Source organism: Paenibacillus sp. GXUN7292 (assembly GCF_050864975.1).
Taxonomy (GTDB): domain Bacteria; phylum Bacillota; class Bacilli; order Paenibacillales; family Paenibacillaceae; genus Pristimantibacillus.
Window position 1 is genome coordinate 228,342 of sequence record NZ_JBOZWO010000001.1, and the last position, 24,290, is coordinate 252,631.

A 24,290-nucleotide genomic window follows, 5' to 3' on the forward strand; every position below is an offset into this window, starting at 1 on the left:
AAGAAGGACAAGAGAAATATGGAAGTATAGACCAGGAGGCTGGAGAAATGAGTAAGAAATCAGTTGCGGTATTGTTTGGTGGCTGCTCCAACGAATATGAGGTTTCACTAAAATCAGCTGCATCCGTAATCGAGCAAATTAATCTGGATAAATATAACTTGATTATGATTGGCATTACAAAAGAGGGGAATTGGCTTAGATACAGCGGTTCGATTGACGAGATAAAAAAGGATAGCTGGCATCAGCATCCGAGCTGTATACCGTCATTTATCTCTCCCAGCAGAGAGGTAAAAGGGTTAGTTGAACTGGTACATACGGAGTTCCACGTTGTGCCTGTCGATATTGTGTTTCCGGTGCTTCATGGCAAATACGGCGAGGATGGTACTGTACAGGGCTTGCTGGAGCTCGCAGGCATCCCTTATGTAGGCTGCAACAGTCTTTCCTCAGCTGTTGCTATGGACAAGGTCATGGCGCACACGCTTGTGAAAGCAGAAGAGATAAAGGTAACAAGCTCCGTCGTTGTATATCGAGGAGAATCGGCGACAGAGGCAGCTGTGCAAGCAGAGAAGCTGGGATACCCTCTATATGTAAAGCCTGTTCGCTCCGGTTCCTCTATTGGCATAACGAAGGCTGCGAATAAGGAAGAGCTCATTGCCGGCATTCAAGCAGCATTTGCGCATGACAATAAGGTCGTTATTGAGCGAAATATTGCCGGCTTTGAGATCGGCTGTGCCGTTCTCGGCAATCAGGAGCCGATAGTAGGCATAATTGATGAAATTGAAGTGACTGACGGCTTTTTCAATTTTACAGAAAAATATACGCTGCAAAGCTCTAAGATTCATCTGCCTGCGCGAATTGATAGCGACACGTCTGAACGCGCGCGTGAAACGGCGCTGCGCATTTATAAGGTGCTTGGCTGCCAAGGCTTTGCCCGTGTAGATCTGTTCGTTACGCCGGAGAAGGAAATTGTGTTCAATGAGGTAAACACGATCCCTGGCTTTACCTCTAGTTCCCGCTATCCAAACATGCTGCAAAAAAGCGGAATGAACTATTCGGAAATTATTGATCGTTTGTTGAATCTTGCTTTGGTGGAGGCTGATGAGCAATGGAAGTTGTAGATACGAAAGAAATTGTAATTCGATTGAAACATTCAGACATCTATAAAGGGCATTTGCTTCTTGTAAATAAAGACCATCCAATACGCTGTCTGAAGCAGGATTTGCGGCCGGTCCCGCGCGCGCATATTCATAAATCTGAACAATTGCGCATGATGTATTTGGAGGCAGAATGCTTGCAGCAGCTGCTGGCTTTGCTGCAGGCCTGCCATGCGCTGGATGATATTTCAGCTGTAAGCTGTTTCCGCTCCAGCAGCGAGCAGCATGAGCTATATAAAGCAGCAGCAGCAGAGCGCGGAGAGCTGTTTGCCGCAAGCTATGTGGCGAGGCCTCATGAGAGCGAGCATCAGACGGGACTCGCAGTTGATGTTGGTTTAAGCAAGGAGGAGGTCGATTATATTTGTCCTTCCTTTCCAGATGAGGGGAAAAGCGCAATTTTCAAAAGACTCGCTGCCAAATATGGCTTCGTGCAGCGATACAAGGAAAGCAAAACAAGTATAACCCGAATTTCATGCGAGCCATGGCATTATCGCTACGTCGGTATTCCGCATGCGATGCTGATGGAGAAGCAAGATTTTTGCTTAGAGGAATATATTTTGTATCTTAAGCAATTTGAAAGCAATCAAAAGCATTTATTTATTGAGCAGGGGAGCTGTATTTATGAAATTTACTATATCGCTTCGACGGGTGCTGAGACGGAAGTAATGATTCCAGAACAGGTCAGCTATGCTACTTCGGGAAATAATGTAGATGGGTTTATCGTTACAATAGCTCATTGGAAAAGGCAGTGAAACAATTGAACGCAAAGCAAAGCTATGGCGCTATTGATATCTTCAAGCTTATTGCGGCTCTGTTTGTTATAGCTATTCATACAGGGCCGTTAACTACTTATTCAGAGTATGGAGATTTTTTGCTGACCGGCATTATTGCGCGAGTAGCTGTACCTTTTTTCTTTATGGCAGCAGGTTTTTTTCTATTTGGCAAATTAAACGGCAGGCGCAAGCAGGATCGCAGTACAGTTAATAAGTATGTATGGCGTCTATTAAAGCTGTATGCAATAGCAGTTGCGATCTATATTCCAGTTAATATATACGCAGGTTACTTTAGTACAGATTTTACATGGTATTCACTTGTGAAGGATTTCATATTCGATGGCACCTTGTATCATTTATGGTATTTTCCAGCTTTAATTATTGGCGTATATATTGTAGCTTTCTTATATCATAGACTGCCGTTCGCATTCATAATGGCAATTACAGGCGGCTTATATATTGTTGGTTTGTTTGGCGATAGTTACTATGGGGTATCCGTACAGAGCTCAGCCTTGCAAGCCAGTTATGATATATTGTTTAAAATATTTGATTATACTCGAAACGGTTTGTTTTTCGCACCGCTGTTTATTGCGATGGGAGCTTGGACGGCAAAGCGGCCGAAAGCTATATTTGATGTAAATACGAATGCGGGCTTTTTAATAATATGTACGTTTATTATGGTGCTGGAAGGAGTATTGCTTCATTACTCCGAGTTCCCAAGACATGACAGCATGTATATTTTTTTAGTGCCTGTCGTATATTTTCTCGTACATTTATTATTAAAGCTAGACGTGCGCAACTATGTGTCCTTTAGGCAGCTTAGCACTTGGATTTATATTTTGCATCCATTAGCGATTATTATCGTCAGAGGTGCTGCGAAAGTAACAGGCACAACTAATTTGTTCGTAACTAATAGTATTTTGCATTATATGGCAGTGGTTGTATTGTCGTTTGCTTTAGCTGCTGTAATTACAAAGTTTGCAGGCAAGCGAGCAGAGCCGTCCGTACCTAATAGAAGAGCGTGGGCTGAAATAAATGTAACGCATATTAAGCATAATGCGATGGAGCTAAGCCGGATATTGCCAAGCGGATGTGGAATAATTGCCGTTTTAAAAGCGAATGGCTACGGTCACGGAAGTGTGGAAGCTGCACATGCTCTTACAGATGCAGGTATTACGCATTTTGCCGTTGCTACTATTACAGAGGCGATTAAAATGCGAGAAGGCGGAATCAAAGGCGATATATTAATTTTGGGCTATACGCAGCCAGAGCAATTCGATGAGCTTAGACGCTACCGATTGACGCAGACCGTTCTGGATGTTCAATACGCGCAGCTGTTGAATAGCTATAAGAAAACGCTCGATGTGCATATTAAAATAGACACAGGCATGGGCAGAGTGGGCGAGTCCTATTTGCATGCCGAAAGTATTAAAAGCCTGTATAGGCTCAAGTACTTGAACATAACGGGAACCTATACTCATCTATCGGCCCCTGACAGCACAAGCAAAAAAGATATTGCTTATACCGATCAACAAATTAGAAGATTCTATACGGTTATTGATTCATTAAAAGAAGCGGGCATCGAGCCTGGAAAGCTTCATATGCAAAGCAGCTATGGAATATTGAATTATCCGGAGCTGCGTTGTGATTTGGCTCGCCCTGGCATTGCATTGTTTGGCGTTCTTGGTCGTGATGAGGACCTTGTGCAGAAAAAAGTAGATTTAAAGCCGGCGTTATCCTTGAAGGCGACGATTACGGTAATAAAAAATATAGATGAAGACAGCACAATCAGCTACGGGGGAAATTACTTTGCTGCCAAAGGCAGCCGAATTGCAACAGTATCGATCGGATACGCGGATGGCATACCGCGCGAGCTGTTTGAAAGTGGTGGGTTTGCGCTTGTAAAAGGGCAGAGAGCGGCAATTTCGGGAAATATTTGTATGGATCAAATGATGCTCGATGTATCAGCTATTGATGGCGTCCAGCCAGGCGATATCGTTACTTTTATAGGGCATGACGGCGATGAACAGATTACAGCTGGACAGATTGCGCGGCGCTGCAATACGATAACGAATGAAGTGTTCTGCCGAATTGGGGAGCGGGTAGAAAGAATTTATGTGTCATAATTATACAAAGGTCAATCCATTGAGAAGTGGATTGACCTTTTGTCATGAACACGCTATATTTAAGTGTGTAAGCACATAGTGAGTAACCTCAGTAACTATTCGCAAGCTTTGCTGCAAAGACGTGCAATCATACTTGTGCATAGCGGCTCATATGGCTAGGATAGCAGATGGTCGACGCTAGGATTCGTTAAGTCGCTCGTTGATATTAATTGCATAAGCAGTGCCAACAGCTCGCTTCGCTGCTTTTCATTCAGATTTTGCAGCAGCAGCTCAGCAGCTTCAGCCTGTTTCGCTAAAGCTTTATCCAAATGCTCCTCAGCTTGAGGAGTTAATTTGACTAGTATGGCGCGCCGATCAGTAGGATCCGGCAAACGGATGATCAAATTTTCTTTCTCCAAACCGTCGACAAAGTCAGTAACCGTCCGAGCTTGAATGCCCAGCTTAGCGGCCAGCTCATTCATGCGTATTTGTCCGGCATTGTGAACAGTAGAAAGCAGTCTCAGGCGCGGCCCCGAAATCGTAAATGGCAAATTCAGCGTTGCCAGCTCCGCTTTGAATTCACGCCTAATGAAATGCGCTGATCGTGCCAGGTAGTGTAAAATATCGACAGCTTGCGAATGGCTTTCATTGGAAGGCAAGTTCCAGTTCTCCTTTCATTTCAATTCATAATTTTATTATAACTGGATTAGTACAAGTTTGCACTTTAATCAAGAAAGCAGAGGGTGAAGGATATGAATGGACATGAAATAAAACATGCAGATCGGCTGTTGAAAGTACTTGTCTTCGCTTTAATTTTTTCAGTTATGAACGGCACGATGTTCAACGTCGCATTGCCGATGATCGGAAAAGAATTTGAGCTGCTGCCGTCTCAGGTGAGCTGGGTTATGACGAGCTACATGGTGCTATACGCCATCGGCTCCGTTATATTCGGCAAGTTGGCAGACCGTTACAGCCTTAAAGATTTGCTGACGATAGGCCTTATTATTTTCGCATTTGGCTCAGTAGTAGGAATGTTTGCTGTGGATTACTGGATGGTAGTGGCCGGCCGAATTCTGCAAGCAGCCGGCGCTTCTGTAATGCCCGCGACTGCCATGATTATTCCGGTAAGGTATTTTGCTCCTGAAAAACGAGGCCGCGCACTAGGCACTACGGCGATGGGCCTTGCGCTGGGGAGCGCCCTGGGACCGATAGTTGCCGGAATGATTTCAAATTTTGGAAGCTGGCGAATATTGTTTTTATTTTCAATGATTTCATTAGCCACGCTGCCGTTCTTCCGTAAATATTTGAATGATTCAGGCGGTCAAAAGAGCTCCTTCGACCTTATCGGCGGCATATTGCTGGGCGGAGCCATTGCGATGCTCCTTTTAACGATTACACAGGGCAGTCTGCTGCTGCTCGCGGGAGCATTAATCTTGTTTGTACTGTTCTTTATTCGTATTAAGAGTTCAAAAAATCCATTTATCGAGCCTGCTTTATTTGCGAATAGAAGCTACTCGATCGGCCTTGCAATTGCATTTTTTGCAACATCGATGAACTTCGGCCTTTCCTTTATGACCCCGCAGTTTTTGTCTGCGGTAAATGGTCTTACTCCAGGAAGCATCGGCTTCGTCTTGTTTCCTGCGGCGCTATGCGCTGCTATGCTTGGACGCCGAGGAGGGCGTATCGCTGATGAGCGCGGCAATGGCTTTCTCGTTATGCTAGCCGGCTCCAGTATGCTGCTTTGCTTCCTTCTTTTGTCTAGTTTCGTCGGTGCATCGCCTTATGTTATCGCCATTATTTTAATTTCAGGCAATATAGGCCTGACCTTTATGCAAATTGCGATGTCCAATACGATTTCCAGAACTTTATCAAAAACACAAATTGGCGTCGGAATGGGATTATTTTCTATGATGAATTTTATTTCCGGAGCGATTTCGATGAGTGTAATAGGCAAGTTTTTAGATCAAAATAGTACTGTAACACCGCTTAATCCGATCGTAAGCAACTCCGCGGCTTCTATTTACAGTAATATATTGCTGGTGATGAGTTTGGTAGTAGCTTTGCTGCTGCTTGTATATAATTTGCAATTTGGAATGAAGAGGATTGCGAAACAGCCAACAGCTGCGGTAAGCGGCGTAAAAGAAAAGGGGCAGAGTTAAAACAGTTGACAGAATGTCACTTGAGTAGTAAAGTGATGGTACGGAAGCAGAAAGGAGGGTGCTGATGAAAAATAATACGATTGGCTCGTTAACTTGGCTGCGTATTATGCGGTTCGCAAATCAAAGCAATCAGTTATCAAATGATTTTCTTAGCCGCTTCGGTCTGACAACTGCCCAGTTCGATTGCTTGCTGCAAATTCAAGTCTATCAGCCCCTGACCCAGACAGAGCTTGCAGAGAAAATCATCGTCACTCAAGGCGGTATTTCTAGAATGCTGGCCCGGCTGGAAAGAGAAGGATATATTGAGCGGACGCAGGATTGGAAAACGAAAACGATCCGTTTGTCGGATAAGGGAGAAGCTGTGCTGCAGCGCGCCATACCAGAGCAATTAGCTTTCCAATCCTCGTTTTTCGAAAGCCCGTTATCCGGTGACGAGCAGAAACTGCTGTACCAATTAATAACGAAAGTTCAGAAGCATAGTATGAAAAAAAAATTGCCGCCTGTGTAATTTTTTTTAATATTTCAATTGACTAATCAAGTGATATGAGGGGGAATTACAAATGACAACTATTATAGGCCATCACCATATTTCTATGTTAATGAAGGATGCAAAAACAAATAACCGTTTTTATAGTGAAGTTTTAGGGATGAGAAGAGTTAAGAAAACAGTGAATCAAGATTCACCGTTTATGTATCATTTATTTTACGGTGATCTGACTGGCAGTGCTGGCACAGAGCTTTCATTTTTTGAGATGCCGATGCTTGCGCAGGCTGTAAGGGGGACGAATGCAATTACTCGTATCGGACTTTTAGTACCTTCCTATGAAAGCTTGCATTATTGGAAGCGGCGCTTTGAGCAGTTCGGCGTACAGCACAGTGATATTACTGCTTTTGCTGGCCGTGATGCTATTTTGTTTGAAGATCATGAAGGTTTGCGTTTGGCGATCATTAACAATAACGGTGAGCCCGTTCCAGCACATTGGCAGCAGTGGGATGGATCTTCTGTAGTGCAAGAACATCGCATTATGGGAATGGGGACTGTAGAAATTACGGTGAAAAATATGCAGAAGCTTTCTTCTATGCTAACTGAAATGTTTGGCTATCAGGTAAAAGCTCAGGATGAGCAATCTGCAATTTTGCAGTCTGCAGCTGGCGAGTCATTCGGCGAAATTATAATCGTGCAGCAGGATGGCGCTGTTGAGCGTCCAGGCAAAGGCAGCATTCATCATTTGGCGATTAGAGTAAAGGATGAGCAGGAACTTCGCTATTGGGAGCAAAAAGTGAGAGAGCGCGGCTATGATACGTCAGGTGTTATAGACCGGTTTTATTTTCAAAGCTTGTATTTCAGAGAAGGGAACGGCATTCTGTTTGAAATAGCAACCGATGGACCTGGCTTCACAATTGATTCTCCAGTTGAAGATATGGGCCGTTCGCTTGATTTGCCGCCATTCCTTGAGCAGCGCCGCTCAGAAATCGAGGCAAGGCTCGCGCCGATTGACTGAACGATACTGCCCATTTGCGTGAAATAATGTTATAGTGGTAGTTGCCATTGTTTGCAGCTAAAGGAGTGAAAAGAATGGAAGTGCCACTAAAGGTATGGATCGTAATGGGACTAATAGCTGTTATTATTTGCGGCCTGACCTTGTTTGCTATAAGTAAAGCCTATTCGAAAAAATGGGATGCAATTGAATATCCGAAGGATCCTGAAGAAGATGAAGGTGTGCAAGCTGACCGTTAATAAATAAGAAGAGACGTTGTGTCTTTATATAGGCTGCAGCGTTTCTTCTTTAAAATATAAGAAAGTATAAATTTTATCTTATACCTGTTCTTATATTTCATCGGTAAACCCGCCTGTCCAAAGGACAGCAGAGCCGTTTATCCTTGTTTAAAAGAATTTATAGCTCAACTTTCGCAGAGCGAAAATTGGCATATATGCATAGAAGAGGTGTCTTTTACACGGCACATCAAAACGTACCCTGTAATCAATTTCCGAAATTACGCTAACGGTTGCCATAGGGGCTATTTCGATTATTTTAGCTCATTTAAGCATGTAACGGTTGCCACGAGCGCTATTGTACCATTTCTCGAGCAAAACCAATGATTTTTGGGAAATTAAGCACAATATCAACCGTTAGAAAATTCAAGCTGTCATTTTTGCACGAATAGCGTTTGTGGCAACCCTTAGAAGTTCTTCATTGCTCGGTATACTTTGCGACGAAGTAAGTCAACTCGAATGGGTGGCCGCATTAGAATAAGTTCTAATAATTCGGAGCCATTTATCCTTGTTCTAAGAAAAAAGGACATTTCCTAGTGGAAATGTCCTTTCAGTTATGTAATAAACCATTCTAATCAACTATGGTCGGGACGACACGATTTGAACATGCGACCCCCTGGTCCCAAACCAGGTGCTCTACCAAGCTGAGCTACGTCCCGATAAGAAATGGTGCCGTCGAGAGGACTTGAACCCCCAACCTACTGATTACAAGTCAGTTGCTCTACCAGTTGAGCTACAACGGCGTGGTTAACGTTTCGGAACACAAGATTTATAATACACAGAATTTATAATGATTGCAAGCGTTTTTTCAAAGTTTAAATTTTCTAAAAATTCAGCCGCTAGCTCATTTGCAGGCATAAACTATTTCTTGACAGCCCTATAACTGCCAGTGAAAATAGACTTAATGTAGTATAAAAAGGGGACTGCCGACAACATGTTTACTAACTCGATCGATATGAAGCACGCACTGTCTGCATTCGAGCAAATATTTATCGTTTCCATGACAGATGCAAACGGCATTATAACTTTTGTAAATGATAATTTTTGCGAGGTGTCAAAATATAATCCGAGCGAGCTTTTGGGTCAACCGCATAAATTGCTTAACTCAAACTTTCACCCGCCAGCAATGTTCAAGCAAATGTGGGAAACGATCCGCGAAGGCGAGCATTGGCAAGGAGATGTTAAAAATCGGGCCAAGGACGGTACGGAATATTGGCTGGATCTTAAAATTGTTCCGTTCGCGGATCAGGGGGGAGCTATCTATCAATACCTTGCCATCGGCTCAGATATTACGAAGCGCAAGCAGCATGAAAGCCAGCTGGACCAGACGGTAGAAAATTTGCGCGATATCGAGAATGCGCTTGATGAATCGTCGATCGTCGCCATAACCGATGAAAAAGGTGTTATTACATATGTAAACACTAAGTTTTGCGAAATATCGAAGTATAATCGAGAAGAGCTGATCGGCAAAACGCATCGAGTCATCAATTCACGCCATCATTCCAAACACTTTTTCAAAAATATGTGGGATACGATAAAGCAAGGTAAGGTCTGGAAGGGTGAGGTGAAAAATCGCGCCAAGGATGGCAGTGAGTATTGGATGAATACGACGATTGTCCCGTACTTGAATGAGGATGGTTCGCCGCATCATTTTATATCGATTCGGACTGACATAACGGATCGTGTTAAAGCTGAGTCCGAACTTGCGAAAAGGACAGAGCAGTTGGCCACCGCGCATGACGAAGCGATACGAGCCAATTTGGTGAAGAGCCAATTTTTAGCTAATATGAGCCACGAGCTGCGTACTCCGCTTAATGCCATAATCGGCTATAGCGAGATGCTCAAGGAAGAAGCAGATGAAATAGGGGAAACCGTTTTTTCTGATGATTTGGGAAAAATCAGCTCCGCAGGCAACCATTTGCTTGCGCTTATTAATGATATTCTAGATATATCCAAAATTGAAGCGGGCAAAATGGAGCTGTTTGTTGAGCCGTGCTCGCTGCAGGAAATTGTGCAGGACGTGCTTACAACGATCCGGCCGTTAGTATCGGCCAAAGGCAATCATTTAACAACGAATATTGATCTGACCGGCTTTATAACGGTAGACAGCATGAAGCTAAGGCAGATTTTGATTAATTTGCTAAGCAATGCTAACAAGTTTACGGATGCGGGCGGCGATATTGCCTTTACGGTGTATAGGGAAACAAGAGGGAATCAGCCTGGATATACGTTTCTTGTTGAGGATACCGGAATCGGCATGACCGTGGAGCATTTGGGCAAGCTGTTTGAGCCTTTTACACAAGCAGATGCCTCCATGACAAGAAAGTATGGAGGGACTGGATTGGGGCTTGCCATTAGCCAGCGCTTCAGCCAGCTTATGGGCGGCATTATTACTGTAAAAAGCTCCCTTCAAAAAGGGACCGCTTTTTATTGCTGGATTCCTGACATGCTCTGAAAAAAACAATTGGGTATGAAATATCATACAGAACGGGTGGGTGCACCTTAAACTACTTTTAGTTGGCACATTTCGCGATATAAAGAATGGATCGACTTGGTCACACGTTCCGTTATTTGCCTTAAAACCGCTATTTTTTTAATTTCGCGGTCACACATTCCGCTATTCGTCTTCAAACGGGGCTTTCTCTGCGGTTTATGGGTCAATAACGGATCGTCTGTCCACTTGCTACCTTAAAACTACGAATTTGGGCATAATAACGGAACGACTGACCGGCTAGAAGCTATCGAATCATGGACTCGGCAACTGCGACGGAAGAGGATGGTACTGGGCGGATCGGATGGCACTGGAGTGGGATCAAATGGTAAATGGAACGGAAGTGGATGGCATTTACAAAGTCCAAAGGGGTTCCACAACTATTCTGATTAGGCAGATAGTCACTTAAACAAGGATAAACGGCTCCGCCGTCCTTTGGACTAGGCGCGTTACCGATGAAATATAAGAACAGCTATAAGGTTACAAAAACTTATACTTTCTTAAATTTTTAATAAAAAACCGTACCGCCACTTATACAGAGGGGTACGGTTTTATTTTATGCAATTTCGCCTTCCAGCTCAGGAGGGGAAATCTGCATTTCAACTTTGCGGATTCGGTTTTTGCTCGTTTCGCGAATAATGAACTTGAGGTGATGGAACTGCATCTCCTTGCCAGGCTTAGGCTCGGTAATTTTGCTGTACAGCCAGCCGCCGATCGTATCTACATCCTCATCCTCAAAGCCAAGTCCAGTAAGCTCAGTCAACTCATCCAGCAGCACTTTTCCGTCTAATAAATAACAATTTTCAGCGAGCAATTCGATTTCGCGCCTTTCGTCGGCATCGAATTCGTCGCGAATTTCGCCTACAATTTCTTCTAAAATATCTTCGATTGTTATAAGTCCAGAGGTGCCGCCATATTCGTCAACCAAAATCGCAATATGGACACGCTCCTGCTGCATCCTTTTGAGGAGCATTTTGACCGGAGTAACCTCCGAAACGGTTAAAACCGGATGGATCAATTTTTTGAAATCCAATTCCTTATTGGAATCATACTCAAGAAATAACTGCTTCGTGTTCAGCATCCCTACAATGTTGTCTTTGCTTTCAAGCGCTACTGGAAATCTGGTATATTGCTCCTTGCGGATAATCTCCAAATTTTCTTTCAGTGTATTGTTGGTGTACAAACAGATCATATCTGTACGCGGCACCATAATTTCTTTGGCTAACAGCTCATCAAAAGCGAAGATGCGGCTTACGTAACCGTATTCTGTGTTGTTGATTTTGCCGCTTTGATAGCTTTCATTCAAAATAATTTGTATCTCTTCCTCGGAATGCGCTTCCTCATGCTCTTTGGCAGGCTTTAGCCCGAAGAAACGAACGAGCGCGTTAGCTGACCCGTTAAGCGCCCAAATAAATGGAAACATCAGCTTGTAGAAAAATATTAATGGCTTGGCCGTATGCAAGCTAATAAACTCTGCTTTTTGGATCGCCCAGGTTTTAGGTGCTAGCTCACCTACAACAACGTGCAGAAAGGTTGTAAATACGAAGGCGATGGTGACAGATAGAACCCCGCTAAGCTTGCTGTTGAGCTCAAGATTGGCGAACACAGGGGTTAACAATTTATTAACCGTCGGCTCTCCAAGAAAACCTAGCCCAAGTGCCGTAATTGTAATACCGAGCTGACAAGCTGACAAGTAAGCGTCCATGTTGCTCGTTACTTTTTGAACGGCTAGCGCATTTTTGCGTCCCTCTAATACCATCTGGTCGATTCGGCTTGTACGAAGCTTGACGATTGCAAACTCTGTCGCAACGAAAAACGCAGTCAGTATAATTAGAAGAGTGAACATAAAAATATTAAGTCCTATACCCATTATCGATTCTCACTACCCTTTTCCCATAAATTTAAAGTATATATTGATAACTATAACGAAATTGTCGCCTGTATGACAACTCTCAAAAGGACCTTCAACGGGCTTAAATTGGTCAAATTAGGTCTAAATGTTCGACTATCATCAGTATTCTCATCGATTATCGAGTCTTTACAAGTCGATTTCACGAGCTTAAGATGATCTTATGACGATTTTTATTATATTTATAATGCTTACAGTAACAGAAAGGCAGTGACTTCATATGTTTAAACAGTTTCTGCGCGCCTCAAGATTTAAAGTTATTCCTGTCATGTTAATTCCCGTCATTCTTGGCGCGCTTGGAGCGTGGGCCTGGAAGGGGCAATTTAATATTGTTTTATTTATTATTACGCTGCTTGGCGCGAGCGCAGCCCATTTATTTTCCAATATGGTCAATGATTTATGGGATTATAAAAATGGCACGGATTCCAAAGCAAAGGAAAGTGTCGATGCTATATCGACCAACTCCGGATTTTTAACTAACGGCACATGGAGCATACAGCGTTTTAAAGCAGTTACTTGGCTGCTGCTTGCCGTCGCTGCAGCTTGCGGCATTATTCTTAGCTTTACCAGCGGTTTTTGGGCGTTTGTGTTTGGCCTTCTGGGGGGCTTGATCGCTTATTTTTATGTAGCGCCTCCGATAAGATTCGGCTATCGAGGGAAAGGCTATAGCGAGATTGCCATCTTGCTGTCCTTTGGCGTACTGCCTGTTGCCGGCGCTTATTATGTGCAAACCTCAACGCTTGATTTGGATGCTTTTTTGCTGTCGCTTCCCATCGGCTTGCTTACAACGCTAATTTTGTTCAACCATCACTTTTTACACTGGCAGGCGGACAAGCAGGCAGGCAAAAAAACACTTGTTGTCGTTTGGGGCGAGCAGCGTGCGCTTTCGTTCTCTAAGCTTTTGCTGGCGCTGGCCTACTTGGCTTTAATCGTTTGTGTACTATACGGTACACTGCCACCTTACAGCTTAATTGGACTTGTAACTGCTATTCCTTTATATATGGTTTACGGCAGATTGGGCAACGGTAATGAAGCGAAAGCCTATATTCCGCTTATGGGCGCCTCGCTGCAAGCGGCGATTCGATGCGGTGCCATAATGATAGTGGCGCTTATTGTACAAGCTTTAATTATTCATTAAAATAATATTATTCATTACAAGATAATAGAGGATCTAGATCAGTCAGGAGAGTGGACATAAATGGAAAAGCAATGGGTACTAGGAGATTTTGATACGATTCTTGAGGAAGGAAAAGTATGGAAGATGGGCGGATTTCAGCTTCCAGACGGATCTTTTTGGGAATATCGGGAGCCAGAAGCCGTTGTTATTGTACGCAATGGCATATTATATGTAAGAGCTTTGTTAAGCCGCGCCAATGATCAAATTCAAATTTTGGACAATGCCAAGCATATGTATTATTCGGCAGAGCCTGTAATCGTGCCGGAAGCAGGAGAAATAAGCTTTGAGCTGCAAATGAGAGCAAGAACGCGGGGAACGGCGCCTAACGATTTGTATGACGGATACGTATCCTTGAATTTGCTTGATTTTACAACTGGCGCGGCACTTGATTTCTTTGCCGGCAATGACAAGTACGCAAGTGTATATGCAATACTGCCATTCCCAGGTGTAGAAGTGCCAAATACAGGCAAGACCAAGTATTTTTGCATCTTCAAAGAGGATACGAACTATAAAAAGCATGAATTCAACACGTACAAAATTACGTACAGCAAAGAACGCAACGAGATTGTCTTTTACCTGAACGGCGAAGAGATTCGCCGGGAGCGCGACGTTCCGGTCCAGTTCAATCAGTTCACCGTTGCTCTGGGCATTATGACAGAGAAGGATCTCTCTCCGGAGGGAAGCACATCGGTTCATGGGCAAACGGTTATAGGCGAATGGTCGCCAATTAAAATAGAAATTTCAGAATAGCGACTAGATGTTTCACCCTAAAACAAGTACAATAGTATCATTAATTGTCGAATGGATAAGCACTTGAGGGGAGATATAAGATTTGAGCATGGACATCGGCATGGATCCGCGCATCATGAAATCATTGCTGCTGCAATACATGACGCCAAGCGTTAATTTTTTATCTGCTTCCAATCAGCAAGGGCAGGACAGCGGCACTGGCATAGCCTCATTGTTTCAAATGATGCTGGGCAGCGAGATGTCTCAGCAGCCTTCTGTTTGGAATAACAGCACTAGCAGCATAATGAATCGTTATTCTGAAGCAAGCCCCGGCTTGAACGGAATGAGCGGCTTAAGCAGCTATAATCCTTTGTGGACGCATTTGAATCAGTTAGGCATATCAGACAGGACACCTCGCGAAGAAACGAAGTATGATTCGATTATCGAACAGGCTGCACTTAAGTATAATATAGACTCTGATCTTATTCACGCTGTGATTCAGGTGGAATCCGGCTATAATGCCGCTATTGTTTCCCACGCCGGGGCCAAGGGGCTGATGCAGCTCATGGATGGAACGGCAAGAGGACTTGGCGTAGCCGATTCTTTTGATCCTGTTCAGAATATAGAGGGCGGAACGAGATATTTGGCGATGCTGCTTCGCAAATATGATGGACAGGCGCCTCTTGCGCTTGCTGCCTACAACGCAGGGCCTGGCCGGGTAGACCGGCTTGGCATCCGTACAGAAGAGCAGCTGCAGGAGCGGCTTCAGCTGCTGCCGCAGGAAACACAGCGCTACATTTCTAAAGTAATGAATGCTTGGCAATAAGCTTGCTTGACAATCATTGTTGTGTTCCGCAGCAGATGGCGGTTTACAACAATGATTTTTTTCGATTTCTGGACAGCTTGCAAATCTCCGGAAACTGTTCATTCATTATTTTTACAACAAGGCGGTGACATTATGCTTTACTTTGATCATTCAGCTTCTACGCCACCCTATGATGAGGTCATACAAACCTTGTATGAGGTGATGAAGAAGCATTATGCCAATCCATCCTCCATGCATAAGCTTGGCGTAGAAGCAAACCAGCTTATTGAGCGGTCGCGCGCTTTGATAGCCAAGCTATTCGGTACGTCTGGCGGCAAATGGCTGTTTACTTCAGGCGGCACAGAATCGAATAATATTGCGCTAAAAGGTGCGGCTTATCATTATCGCAATCGAGGGAATCATATTATAACGACGTCGATAGAGCATCCTTCTGTGTTCGAAACTGTCCGCAGGCTCGAGCAGGAGGGGTTTGAAGTAACTTATTTGCCTGTTAGCGCTGGAGGGCATATTACCGCTGACCAAGTGCAGGAGGCGATTACAGAGCGAACGATTCTCGTTAGTGTTATGCATGTGAATAACGAGGTCGGAGCTGTGCAGCCAATTGAGCAAATTGGACAGCTGCTGCGACAATATCCGAAAATTTTATTTCATGTTGATGCGGTGCAAAGTATAGGCAAGCTGGATATTTGGCCAGAAGAATATGGCATTGATTTGCTAAGCGGATCAGCGCATAAGCTGAGGGGTCCAAAAGGAGTGGGCCTGCTCTATGTCCGCTGCGGCGTACAGCTGGCGCCGCTTAGAACCGGCGGTTCACAGGAGGAAGGTCTGGCGGCAGGAACGGAAAATGTGCCGGCGATTGTAGCCACAGCCAAAGCGGTAAGGTTGACAATGGAGTCAAGAAAAGAGAATGCCAGCTTATACCGGAAACTTAGCAGCAGGCTGCGTGACGGCATTGCTGAAATACCAGAACTTAAGCTTAATGGCGAACAGCCGCTTGCGCCGCATATTGTGCATTTTTCATATCCCGGCATGAGGCCTGAGGTTATGATTCATATGCTGGAGCAGCATCAGATTATGGCATCGACTAAATCTGCCTGCTCTTCCAAGGAAGAAAAGCCGAGCCGTATTTTGCTTGCGATGGGCGCCGAAGCAGGTGCTGCTGCCAGCGGCGTTAGAATCAGCTTTGGCGATGAGCATACAGAAGCGGATGTAGATACGCTGCTCAGCGCGCTGCGGCTTACTGTATCGAATTTGTCCCATTTGGAGAGGAGCAACAGGTAAATGCAATATGATCAAATCGTGCTTCGTTATGGCGATCTTACGATGAAAGGCCGTAATCGCAATATTTTTGAACGAAAAATGCTGAATCAGGTCAAGCATAAGCTTCGTTCTTATGAAAATTTGACATACTGGCACACGTTTGGCAGGCTCTACGTTATTTTGAATGGCACTGAGCACGAGCCGGTTATAGCCAGATTGAAGGACATCTTCGGATTAGTATCACTCAGTCCGGTTATTAGTTGCAAACCGGATTTGGCGGAGATTGAAGCAACAGCACTTCAACTGATGCATGCCCAGCCGAATCCGCCGCGTACGTTTAAAGTAAGTGTTAAGCGCGCTTGGAAGAAGTTTCCGCATGATTCTCAGGAAATGTGCCATTTGATAGGCGCTCCTGTTTTACGCCAGTTCCCGGAGCTTAGCGTTGATGTGAAAAAACCGGAGCTGGAGCTGCGCATCGATATTCAACAAGAGGCGGCTTATATTTTTTGTGAGGTAATTCCGACTGCTGGCGGCTTTCCATTCGGCTCCAATGGCAAAGCAATGCTGCTGCTTTCCGGTGGGATCGACAGCCCGGTGGCTGGATATATGGCGCTGCGCAAGGGGCTTGAGATAGAGGCTGTACATTTTCACAGCTATCCCTATACTAGCCAGCAGGCTAAAGATAAAGTCATTGAGCTGGCAAAGCGATTGTCCTATTACAGTGGAGCACCTTTGAAGCTGCACATGGTTTCCTTTACTGAAATTCAAACAACGCTGGCGCAGTCCAAGCAAAATCACTTGCTGATTACGTTAATGAGAAGGGCAATGCTCAGAATTACAGAGCGTCTGGCGCTCAAGCACGGCGCCAAAGGCATCGTGACAGGTGAAAGCCTTGGCCAGGTAGCAAGCCAAACGTTATCGAGCATGAATGTGATTGGCAGAGCGGCAAGCCTGCCGCTGATCAAGCCGCTGATTATGATGGACAAGCAGGAAATAATCGATATTGCTGAAAAAATAGGAACGTATGAAACATCGATTTTGCCTTACGAGGATTGCTGCACTTTATTCATTCCAAAAGCACCTAGCACAAACCCAAATTTGCGAGTTGTAGAGGGGCAAGAAGCAGCGATTGCCAATTTGGAGGAAATGCTTGAGCAAGCGATCGAAACGACTGAGGTGCTGCTGCTTTCACCGGATTCGGTAACAGCTGCTGAAGCGGCGGGCGAGGACAATTGGTTTTAATCAAAAAAACAGGCTCCTAGGTGGAAGCCTGTTTTTTTGCTGCCCGCTTGCTAGTGCGGGTATTTGTCCAATAACCGAGGCTAATAACAATAATAATCATAATAGCAATGAATACCCAATAATAAAGTTTATTGCTGAAAAAGTCAGTAAACACTTTTTCGTGTGTAATCATTTTTGCGGCTGTAAAAGCAAGGACGGCAGAGCCTAAATACACGATCCATTCGAAACGATTGATCAGCTTGATAAACAAGGTGCTGCCCCATACTACGATCGGAACACTAATAATGAGACCAATAACAACTAGCAGCAAATGGCCGTTCGCCGCGCCTGCTACGGCAAGCACGTTATCAATGCCCATGGCTGCATCGGCAATGATAATTGTTTTGATCGATTGCATAAGCGTATTGCCCGCCTTGATATCGTCGTGTGTATCTTCCTTCACAACAAGTTTGTAAGCAATCCAAAGCAGCAATAATCCGCCTGCTAAATTCAGCCATGGAACAGCTAATAATTTAACAAAAAGAAGTGTTGCTATTATTCTAATGCCTACAGCTCCGGCAGTTCCCCAGATAACAGCTTTTTTCTGCTGCTCCGCGGGAAGATTTCTAGCTGCTAGCCCGATGACGATTGCATTGTCCCCGGCCAGTATTAAATCGATAAATATGATAGTCAGCAAAGCAGTGAAAAATTCGGCCGAGAAAAAATCCACTTAGATTTAACCCCCTTTCATTATTTCTACATAATGAAGAATACAACAAAATGGAAGCTTCGGGAAGATACAGATGGTGCTATTAGAAAAATTTTGTCGTCAGACATAATGATTCATGCTTGTACATACGTCTTAGTATGGGAGGGAATAACGTGGATCATGCAATCATATTTCTAGAAATAATGCTCATTAATTTATTGCTCAGCGGAGATAATGCTATCGTTATTGCAATGGCCAGCCAGGGATTGCCCAAGCAGCAGCGAAAGCAAGCTCTGTTTTGGGGGACGGGCGCAGCGATTGCGCTGCGCTGTATTTTAGCGGTTGCCGCCATACAAATGCTCAAAATTCCATATTTGCAGGCTGCAGGCGCCATATTTTTAATCGTTATCGCTGTTAAACTGCTTGCTGATTCCGGTCATGAAGTGAATGTGAAGGGCGGGGGCAAAACGCTTCGCCAAGCAGTAGCGACAATCGTTATGGCAGATGTTGTCATGAGCCTTGATAATGTAATTGCAATAGCTGCAATTGCAGGCGGTGATATAATCTTGATTTTTTTGGGTATTATTTTAAGCATTCCGATTATATTATGGGGCAGCAGCCTGTTTACAACTTTGCTGCATAAATTTCCTGCTCTGGCCTACATTGGGGCAGGGATGCTTGCTTACACAGCAGGAGATATGCTTATAAAGGACAAGGCTATTGTTCAAATTGCATTTTTTGCCGAAAAAACGCTGCAGGAGCTCATTCCGCTGCTTTGTGTGCCGCTCGTTTTCATCATTGCAATTATGAGAAAAAAGTTAATTTAAGAAAAAAATGTGAACAAATTAGCCGCCTTCCTGCAATCTCTGCGGCTTTTTTTTGTGATTCTCTGTTCGCTGCACTGGTATTTTTGTCTCAGTTCCTATAAACTAATAGAGATAAAAACTGTCGTCTTTCGTCAAATGCGACTGACGCTGTAAGGAGCGGAGCTAATGCCAAAAAACAAATATTCCGCTGGTATCATTTTGCTGATTGTCGGAGTAATTATTTTACTTGGTAAAGCAGGAGTTTTTGGCTTTCTTGGTGCAATTTTCTGGCCATTGCTCGTGTTGATTCCCGGTATACTAATTCATGTACTGTATTTCGGCAGATTAGTGCCAGCATATATGCTAGTACCTGGTGGAGTGCTTGTAGTCTATTCATTGCTGTTTATTTTGTGCAACATATTCGGTTGGGATAGCCTGAAGTTTTTATGGCCTTTGTTTATATTTGGCGTTGCGGCTGGCTTGTACGAGTATTATTTGTTTGGCTCGTCAGTTCCAAAGATTGTTTTTACAGCAGCGATCGCACTTACTGCAGCTTCAGCATTGTTTTTCGTAATTGCTTTAATGTGGAGCTGGGGCATTTATGTAATTGCTGCCGCACTTATTGGAGCAGGCGCCTGGCTGACAATCAGCAGCCGTAAACGATGGTAATTGATCACAATAATTTTCAAGACTTATAAAGATGGAGTGTGGATTAACTTTTATGCAAGAAAGAGAAAATATTCGTAATATCGCAATTATTGCCCACGTAGACCATGGCAAGACAACTCTTGTTGACCAGCTGCTTAAGCAGTCAGGGACATTCCGGGAGCACGAGGTTATCCAAGAAAGAGCAATGGATTCCAATGATCTGGAGCGTGAGCGCGGTATTACTATTTTGGCAAAAAATACAGCCATCACGTATAAAGACTATTTGATTAATATCGTTGATACACCTGGTCACGCTGACTTTGGCGGCGAGGTGGAACGAATTATGAAAATGGTTGATGGCGTATTGCTTGTTGTAGACGCTTTTGAAGGCTGTATGCCGCAAACGAAGGTCGTGCTGCGCAAAGCGCTTGAGCATAATCTAACTCCGATTGTCGTCGTCAACAAAATTGACCGTCCAAATGCAAGGCCTTCTGAAGTAATCGATGAGGTGCTTGATTTGTTCATCGAGCTTGAAGCCAGCGACAGTCAGCTTGAATTCCCTGTTGTTTATGCATCTGCATTGATGGGAACTTCAAGCCTCGATCCAGATCAGCAGGATGAAAATATGATGACGCTGTACGATACCATTACCGAGCATATTCCGGCTCCGCAGGAAAAAGTCGACGAGCCGCTGCAGTTTTTGGTTACGCTGCTCGACTATAATGAGTATGTTGGAAGAATTGCCATCGGCCGTGTCAACCGCGGAATTATCCGCCAAGGGCAAGCTGTAGCGGTAATGATGCGAGAAGGCGGCATTAAGCAAGCCCGTATCGAGAAGCTGTACGGTTTTCAAGGGTTGAAGCGTATTGAGATTCAGGAAGCAGGAGCAGGCGATATCGTTGCCATTGCCGGCATTCGCGAGATCAATATCGGGGAGACGATTGCTGACCCTAATCAGCCTGAAGCTCTGCCTGTACTGACAATTGACGAGCCGACTTTGCAAATGACGTTCCTCGTTAATAACAGCCCGTTTGCCGGACGTGAAGGCAAGTGGGTGACTTCAAGAAAGCTGCGCGAGCGTCTGCTTAAAGAATTGGAAACGGATGTTGCATTGCGTGTCGACGAAACAGACAGCCCGGATGCGTTTATCGTGTCTGGCCGCGGAGAGCTTCATTTGACCGTTCTTATAGAAAATATGCGCCGTGAAGGGTTTGAGCTGCAAGTATCCAAGCCGGAGGTTATTATTAAAGTAGTCGATGGCGTGAAGCAGGAGCCGTATGAGCGTTTGCTTATTGATGTGCCTGAAGAAAGCATGGGAGCTGTAATGGAAAGCCTGGGATCAAGAAAGGCTGAAATGCTTAATATGGTCAATCATGGCAATGGACAGGTTCGTCTTGAATTTACGATACCAGCCCGCGGACTTATCGGTTACCGCACGTCCTTCTTGACGCTCACAAGAGGCTACGGCATTATGAACCACGTTTTTGACAGTTACGGTCCGCTTGCCGGCTCGTCAGTAGGCGGCCGCCATCAAGGTGTGCTCGTTGCCAGCGAGAACGGCGTATCGACCTTCTACGGCATGCTGAGCGTTGAGGATCGCGGTACGATGTTCCTTGAGCCAGGAGCCGAAATTTACGAAGGCATGATCGTAGGCGAGCATAACCGCGATAGCGATATTATCGTTAATATTTGCAAGGAAAAGCATCTAAGCAACGTACGATCAACTGGAAAAGACGATACAGTCAAGCTGAAGACACCGCGGATTTTCTCTCTTGAGCAAGCTTTGGAATATTTGAATGACGATGAATACTGCGAGGTAACTCCCAAATCGATTCGTCTTCGCAAAAAAATTCTAGTAAAAAGCGAACGCGAAAGAGCAGAAAAGCATCGCAAAATGGCAGAGTCCGGCGTTTAACGCCGGACTGTTCCATAATGTTCTAGTGACGGCAAAGCCGTTTATCCTTGATTGCGTGTCTTAACATAAAAGTGGAGGTTATGTAAATATGCAAGCATGGCTGAGTGAGCATATGCTTATATCTTATATTTTAATTGTTGCCTTTACTATTTTTATTTTCAATTCGGTTTTCCGGCCGCAGCAAAAATTGCCGATTCTTAAGGAAATTTTAGTCTATATTTTGATTTTGATAGGATCGTTTATATTAACTATATTGCAGATAGATAAGCTTCCGATTATTCAATGTATGGCTATTGCCGTCGCTATGATGCTTATGCTGCGCGGCAGACAAATGTATGACAAGTGGAAAGGCAATTCTGCGAAAAAGAGCAGCCTGGAGCAGCCAAGGCAGGATCAGCAATGAAGCTGGAGGAGGCTCTATTCAATTGGTTGCAAATTAAAGTTGTCGCCATGGCGAGGCCTCATGATGGAGCAGCGGAACAAACGCTGCAGTTTCTTGAACAAATTTTACAAGAGGATTTCAGTATCAGTCATTTCAGTGTAAATGATTCAGGCGATAATATGTATTTAGTTCAATATGAGCTTGATGGCACAGTTCATCATAAACAGTTTCGACAAGAGCTCGCTGGACAGCTATTGGCTGATATCAATGCGAATCCTAAATACAATGAAGCTTGAAGGTGGAACAAATGAACGTCGAGTATGAACCAATTCCTCCTAGAAAGTCGAGTCCACAGAAGGCGAAGCAATTAAAAAAAACAAAGAAAAAAAGACCGCTTTTGCGTATATTTTTGCTTTTATTCGTCGGAATATTGCTTCTAGCTGGGGCTGGCGCAGGATATGTGCTACATAAGTCGTCGGAAGCGCTTGGGCAGATCGGATCGTTAGGTAACCTTATCGGTAAAGTTACAGCCTCTGAATCAGTCAAGGTCAAACCGACCGCAATAGTGCTGATGGGCTTGGATAAGCGCCCTGCCGGCGTGAAGGGCGGCGGTCTTAACACAGACGTTATGATGGTCGCTTCTCTCAATCCCAAAACGAAGAAAGTCGTCGTCGTGTCGCTGCCAAGGGATTCGAAGCTGTCGGCCAAAGGCTATAAAGCTCGCAAAGCTAATGCGTTTTATGCAGCTTTCTACATGAATGCCAAAAACAAAAAGCTTCCGCAGGAGGAAGCCGAGCTAGCCGGCATGAGTGCTGTTCGTGATGTGTTGGGAGAATTGTTTGGCATCGATATTAAGTACAGTGCTATTATCGATTTTAAAGGCTTTACCGATGTTGTTGATGCTCTTGGCGGCATTGAGGTTGATGTTGATATGCGTATGGTTTATTCAGACAGCTATGACGGTACCAATATTAATTTGGAAAAAGGCCGGCAAATAGTAAAAGGCAAAGAAGCGCTTGATTTTGTCCGTTACAGACAATCGAAGGATGGCAAAAATATGTCAAGCGATTTTGACCGAAATCGCAGACAGGGAGAAGTAGTCGGCGCTATTTTTGATAAAGCGATGTCTTTTGGCGGAATGATGAAAATCGGCTCGTTAATTGATGCTGTAGGCAACAATATGAAGATGGATATGCCAGAGAGCGAAATTAAAAATATGCTTTCGACTTATTATAATGTCAAACGCTCTGATATTACTTTTATAACCGTTGCTGGAACATGGAAGAGCCCTTATGTTTACTTGAATAATGACAGCGTAAAAGAAGCCAGCGATGCCTTAAAGGCAAATATGGCAGAATGAACAACCACTTCCCTTAATATACTTCAAGTATAGTCGTATAATTGCAGCTGCATTACGGGCGGCAGTAGGGAGGACAAACAATATGGGAGCTCAGCATTGCTATAAACGCTTGACTGTAATTGTTCATATAAAAAGCCTAGTGAAGCTCACTAGGCTTTTTTGAGATTTTCACTTGAATTTCATCCATAAACCACCAGCCCCAAACAATGTTGCTTCTCTTCCTGAAATAAAGCTGGGAGCACATTTTTTTCATCCGGACAAGGTAGGTTCCGAAGCGTCTTTAGGAGCATATTCTAATAATTAGCAACAGCTCCGTCTTGACCGCCGGTTTCAGCTTGATCTGGAACGATAATGTCGCGCGGGAGCTGAGGAATAATTCGTCCTATAATATCTGCCATTTCTTCAGCAAAGCCTGTTATAGGGTTGCCGGCGCGAATATCGTTACCGATTTCTCTAAGCCGTTCAGCAATATCGATATCTGCTGACACAAGCGCATCGATACCATAAGGGTCCTTATGAAGCGCCTCGGCCACAGAATACTTTATAGTGCCGACGCGAGATCTCTCAAGCTTTTCATCCACATCAATGCCAACGATGGCTGTATTGCCAAATACGACACAATGGGCGTTCTGTACGCCATTGACTGACATAGCAATCTGCTCCAAATGAGCGGAAACTTGCTTGGGATCAGTAATTTCTTTTTTGACATCAGACTGCTTTGCCCGTATAGATTGATTATGCTGTGGAGAGGGTGATGGTTCTTTGTTAGCTGCAGTTGTGCAGCCGGTAGCCGCAGCAGCAATAATAATAAGTGAAGCAAGCCATTTGTACATGTATCCACCTCTTCTTACATGTGAGTTTTCTTTCATCCATAGTTTGCCCGTCAAGCGAT

At 44.3% G+C, this 24,290-nt stretch carries 23 protein-coding genes and 2 tRNA genes; 19 read left to right on the forward strand and 6 right to left on the reverse strand.

Features of this window, described 5'->3' with window-relative positions:
- The first annotated feature begins 47 nt into the window (after window positions 1-47).
- From vanG to vanT, 3 genes are read left to right on the forward strand one after another with little or no spacing between them, the layout of a single operon-like run.
- Complete coding sequence (vanG, locus tag ACRRU2_RS00980; RefSeq protein ID WP_432499680.1) at window positions 48-1,118, forward strand: D-alanine--D-serine ligase VanG; 1,071 nt, start codon at window positions 48-50, stop codon at window positions 1,116-1,118.
- On the forward strand, window positions 1,106-1,906 hold the full coding sequence (locus tag ACRRU2_RS00985) for a D-alanyl-D-alanine carboxypeptidase family protein (protein ID WP_432499681.1): 801 nt from the start codon (window positions 1,106-1,108) through the stop codon (window positions 1,904-1,906). Before vanG ends, ACRRU2_RS00985 begins: the two co-directional genes overlap by 13 nt.
- A 5-nt stretch (window positions 1,907-1,911) precedes the next feature.
- Window positions 1,912-4,053 (forward strand): serine racemase VanT catalytic subunit, encoded by a 2,142-nt coding sequence (vanT, locus tag ACRRU2_RS00990; RefSeq protein ID WP_432499682.1) that lies wholly within the window; start codon window positions 1,912-1,914, stop codon window positions 4,051-4,053.
- 155 nt (window positions 4,054-4,208) lie between these two features.
- Here the strand turns inward: vanT and ACRRU2_RS00995 are convergent, their stop codons facing one another.
- Window positions 4,209-4,691, reverse strand: coding sequence for a MarR family winged helix-turn-helix transcriptional regulator (locus tag ACRRU2_RS00995; protein WP_331699278.1), 483 nt, complete (start codon window positions 4,689-4,691; stop codon window positions 4,209-4,211).
- 93 nt (window positions 4,692-4,784) lie between these two features.
- Here ACRRU2_RS00995 and ACRRU2_RS01000 point away from each other — a divergent pair, with 93 nt between their 5' ends.
- From ACRRU2_RS01000 to ACRRU2_RS01015, 4 genes are all read left to right on the forward strand, one after another.
- Window positions 4,785-6,191: an MFS transporter gene (locus ACRRU2_RS01000; protein WP_432499683.1), complete on the forward strand. Its 1,407-nt coding sequence runs from the start codon at window positions 4,785-4,787 to the stop codon at window positions 6,189-6,191.
- A gap of 64 nt (window positions 6,192-6,255) precedes the next feature.
- Complete coding sequence (locus ACRRU2_RS01005; RefSeq protein WP_432499684.1) at window positions 6,256-6,699, forward strand: MarR family winged helix-turn-helix transcriptional regulator; 444 nt, start codon at window positions 6,256-6,258, stop codon at window positions 6,697-6,699.
- A 52-nt stretch (window positions 6,700-6,751) separates the two neighbouring features.
- Window positions 6,752-7,693, forward strand: coding sequence for a ring-cleaving dioxygenase (locus tag ACRRU2_RS01010; RefSeq protein ID WP_331699281.1), 942 nt, complete (start codon window positions 6,752-6,754; stop codon window positions 7,691-7,693).
- Between the two features lie 74 nt (window positions 7,694-7,767).
- Window positions 7,768-7,929: a hypothetical protein gene (locus tag ACRRU2_RS01015; protein WP_432499685.1), complete on the forward strand. Its 162-nt coding sequence runs from the start codon at window positions 7,768-7,770 to the stop codon at window positions 7,927-7,929.
- A 618-nt stretch (window positions 7,930-8,547) separates the two neighbouring features.
- On the opposite strand, the gene ACRRU2_RS01020 is transcribed toward ACRRU2_RS01015, so the two are convergent.
- Window positions 8,548-8,624: transfer RNA gene (locus tag ACRRU2_RS01020), tRNA-Pro, on the reverse strand.
- A gap of 8 nt (window positions 8,625-8,632) precedes the next feature.
- Window positions 8,633-8,708, reverse strand: a tRNA-Thr gene (locus tag ACRRU2_RS01025).
- Window positions 8,709-8,899: 191 nt separating this feature from the next.
- Between ACRRU2_RS01025 and ACRRU2_RS01030 the strand changes: the two genes are divergently transcribed.
- On the forward strand, window positions 8,900-10,420 hold the full coding sequence (locus ACRRU2_RS01030) for a PAS domain-containing sensor histidine kinase (RefSeq protein ID WP_432499686.1): 1,521 nt from the start codon (window positions 8,900-8,902) through the stop codon (window positions 10,418-10,420).
- A gap of 592 nt (window positions 10,421-11,012) precedes the next feature.
- Here ACRRU2_RS01030 and ACRRU2_RS01035 read toward each other — a convergent pair.
- Window positions 11,013-12,326: a hemolysin family protein gene (locus ACRRU2_RS01035; protein WP_331699284.1), complete on the reverse strand. Its 1,314-nt coding sequence runs from the start codon at window positions 12,324-12,326 to the stop codon at window positions 11,013-11,015.
- A 259-nt stretch (window positions 12,327-12,585) separates the two neighbouring features.
- On the opposite strand from ACRRU2_RS01035, the gene ACRRU2_RS01040 reads away from it, so the two are divergent.
- From ACRRU2_RS01040 to thiI, 5 genes are all read left to right on the forward strand, one after another.
- Window positions 12,586-13,503: a prenyltransferase gene (locus tag ACRRU2_RS01040; RefSeq protein WP_331699285.1), complete on the forward strand. Its 918-nt coding sequence runs from the start codon at window positions 12,586-12,588 to the stop codon at window positions 13,501-13,503.
- 60 nt (window positions 13,504-13,563) lie between these two features.
- On the forward strand, window positions 13,564-14,292 hold the full coding sequence (locus ACRRU2_RS01045; protein ID WP_331699286.1) for a DUF6081 family protein: 729 nt from the start codon (window positions 13,564-13,566) through the stop codon (window positions 14,290-14,292).
- Between the two features lie 88 nt (window positions 14,293-14,380).
- Window positions 14,381-15,097: a lytic transglycosylase domain-containing protein gene (locus ACRRU2_RS01050; protein ID WP_331699335.1), complete on the forward strand. Its 717-nt coding sequence runs from the start codon at window positions 14,381-14,383 to the stop codon at window positions 15,095-15,097.
- A gap of 132 nt (window positions 15,098-15,229) precedes the next feature.
- Complete coding sequence (locus ACRRU2_RS01055) at window positions 15,230-16,378, forward strand: cysteine desulfurase family protein (RefSeq protein ID WP_331699336.1); 1,149 nt, start codon at window positions 15,230-15,232, stop codon at window positions 16,376-16,378.
- A complete protein-coding gene (gene thiI, locus ACRRU2_RS01060; protein ID WP_432499687.1) occupies window positions 16,379-17,599 on the forward strand; it encodes a tRNA uracil 4-sulfurtransferase ThiI in 1,221 nt (406 codons plus the stop codon).
- A gap of 16 nt (window positions 17,600-17,615) precedes the next feature.
- On the opposite strand, the gene ACRRU2_RS01065 is transcribed toward thiI, so the two are convergent.
- Window positions 17,616-18,308 (reverse strand): TerC family protein, encoded by a 693-nt coding sequence (locus ACRRU2_RS01065; protein WP_331699288.1) that lies wholly within the window; start codon window positions 18,306-18,308, stop codon window positions 17,616-17,618.
- Window positions 18,309-18,460: 152 nt separating this feature from the next.
- On the opposite strand from ACRRU2_RS01065, the gene ACRRU2_RS01070 reads away from it, so the two are divergent.
- The 6 genes from ACRRU2_RS01070 to ACRRU2_RS01095 all read left to right on the forward strand — a co-directional run bounded on the left by ACRRU2_RS01070 (window position 18,461) and on the right by ACRRU2_RS01095 (window position 23,398).
- The gene (locus tag ACRRU2_RS01070) at window positions 18,461-19,114 is read left to right on the forward strand and encodes a TerC family protein (RefSeq protein ID WP_432499688.1); all 654 of its coding nucleotides are present in this window, start codon (window positions 18,461-18,463) and stop codon (window positions 19,112-19,114) included.
- A gap of 165 nt (window positions 19,115-19,279) precedes the next feature.
- Window positions 19,280-19,762, forward strand: coding sequence for a hypothetical protein (locus tag ACRRU2_RS01075; protein WP_331699290.1), 483 nt, complete (start codon window positions 19,280-19,282; stop codon window positions 19,760-19,762).
- 52 nt (window positions 19,763-19,814) lie between these two features.
- The gene (gene typA / locus ACRRU2_RS01080) at window positions 19,815-21,656 is read left to right on the forward strand and encodes a translational GTPase TypA (protein ID WP_432499689.1); all 1,842 of its coding nucleotides are present in this window, start codon (window positions 19,815-19,817) and stop codon (window positions 21,654-21,656) included.
- An 88-nt stretch (window positions 21,657-21,744) separates the two neighbouring features.
- Window positions 21,745-22,059, forward strand: a complete 315-nt coding sequence (locus ACRRU2_RS01085; protein WP_432499690.1) for a YlaH-like family protein — start codon at window positions 21,745-21,747, stop codon at window positions 22,057-22,059.
- On the forward strand, window positions 22,056-22,334 hold the full coding sequence (locus ACRRU2_RS01090; protein WP_432499691.1) for a hypothetical protein: 279 nt from the start codon (window positions 22,056-22,058) through the stop codon (window positions 22,332-22,334). The genes ACRRU2_RS01085 and ACRRU2_RS01090 overlap by 4 nt, the downstream gene beginning before the upstream one ends.
- 11 nt (window positions 22,335-22,345) lie before the next feature.
- Complete coding sequence (locus tag ACRRU2_RS01095) at window positions 22,346-23,398, forward strand: LCP family protein (RefSeq protein WP_331699294.1); 1,053 nt, start codon at window positions 22,346-22,348, stop codon at window positions 23,396-23,398.
- Window positions 23,399-23,691: 293 nt separating this feature from the next.
- Here ACRRU2_RS01095 and ACRRU2_RS01100 read toward each other — a convergent pair whose 3' ends face one another.
- Entirely contained in the window at window positions 23,692-24,231 is a 540-nt protein-coding gene (locus ACRRU2_RS01100; RefSeq protein WP_432499692.1) for a YhcN/YlaJ family sporulation lipoprotein, read from the reverse strand.
- Window positions 24,232-24,290: the final 59 nt, after the last annotated feature.

What these genes read in the sequence shown, in the direction of transcription:
- vanG (WP_432499680.1), top strand. Translation starts at nt 48, where the DNA reads ATGAGTAAGAAATCAGTTGCGGTATTGTTTGGTGGCTGCTCCAACGAA.
- ACRRU2_RS01095 (WP_331699294.1), top strand. Translation starts at nt 22,346, where the DNA reads ATGAACGTCGAGTATGAACCAATTCCTCCTAGAAAGTCGAGTCCACAG.
- ACRRU2_RS01040 (WP_331699285.1), top strand. Translation starts at nt 12,586, where the DNA reads ATGTTTAAACAGTTTCTGCGCGCCTCAAGATTTAAAGTTATTCCTGTC.
- thiI (WP_432499687.1), top strand. Translation starts at nt 16,379, where the DNA reads ATGCAATATGATCAAATCGTGCTTCGTTATGGCGATCTTACGATGAAA.
- ACRRU2_RS00985 (WP_432499681.1), top strand. Translation starts at nt 1,106, where the DNA reads ATGGAAGTTGTAGATACGAAAGAAATTGTAATTCGATTGAAACATTCA.
- ACRRU2_RS01015 (WP_432499685.1), top strand. Translation starts at nt 7,768, where the DNA reads ATGGAAGTGCCACTAAAGGTATGGATCGTAATGGGACTAATAGCTGTT.
- ACRRU2_RS01100 (WP_432499692.1), bottom strand. Translation starts at nt 24,231, where the DNA reads ATGTACAAATGGCTTGCTTCACTTATTATTATTGCTGCTGCGGCTACC.
- ACRRU2_RS01000 (WP_432499683.1), top strand. Translation starts at nt 4,785, where the DNA reads ATGAATGGACATGAAATAAAACATGCAGATCGGCTGTTGAAAGTACTT.
- ACRRU2_RS01090 (WP_432499691.1), top strand. Translation starts at nt 22,056, where the DNA reads ATGAAGCTGGAGGAGGCTCTATTCAATTGGTTGCAAATTAAAGTTGTC.
- ACRRU2_RS01050 (WP_331699335.1), top strand. Translation starts at nt 14,381, where the DNA reads ATGGACATCGGCATGGATCCGCGCATCATGAAATCATTGCTGCTGCAA.
- typA (WP_432499689.1), top strand. Translation starts at nt 19,815, where the DNA reads ATGCAAGAAAGAGAAAATATTCGTAATATCGCAATTATTGCCCACGTA.
- ACRRU2_RS01055 (WP_331699336.1), top strand. Translation starts at nt 15,230, where the DNA reads ATGCTTTACTTTGATCATTCAGCTTCTACGCCACCCTATGATGAGGTC.
- ACRRU2_RS01035 (WP_331699284.1), bottom strand. Translation starts at nt 12,326, where the DNA reads ATGGGTATAGGACTTAATATTTTTATGTTCACTCTTCTAATTATACTG.
- ACRRU2_RS01085 (WP_432499690.1), top strand. Translation starts at nt 21,745, where the DNA reads ATGCAAGCATGGCTGAGTGAGCATATGCTTATATCTTATATTTTAATT.
- ACRRU2_RS01010 (WP_331699281.1), top strand. Translation starts at nt 6,752, where the DNA reads ATGACAACTATTATAGGCCATCACCATATTTCTATGTTAATGAAGGAT.
- ACRRU2_RS01075 (WP_331699290.1), top strand. Translation starts at nt 19,280, where the DNA reads ATGCCAAAAAACAAATATTCCGCTGGTATCATTTTGCTGATTGTCGGA.
- ACRRU2_RS01030 (WP_432499686.1), top strand. Translation starts at nt 8,900, where the DNA reads ATGTTTACTAACTCGATCGATATGAAGCACGCACTGTCTGCATTCGAG.
- ACRRU2_RS01045 (WP_331699286.1), top strand. Translation starts at nt 13,564, where the DNA reads ATGGAAAAGCAATGGGTACTAGGAGATTTTGATACGATTCTTGAGGAA.
- ACRRU2_RS01005 (WP_432499684.1), top strand. Translation starts at nt 6,256, where the DNA reads ATGAAAAATAATACGATTGGCTCGTTAACTTGGCTGCGTATTATGCGG.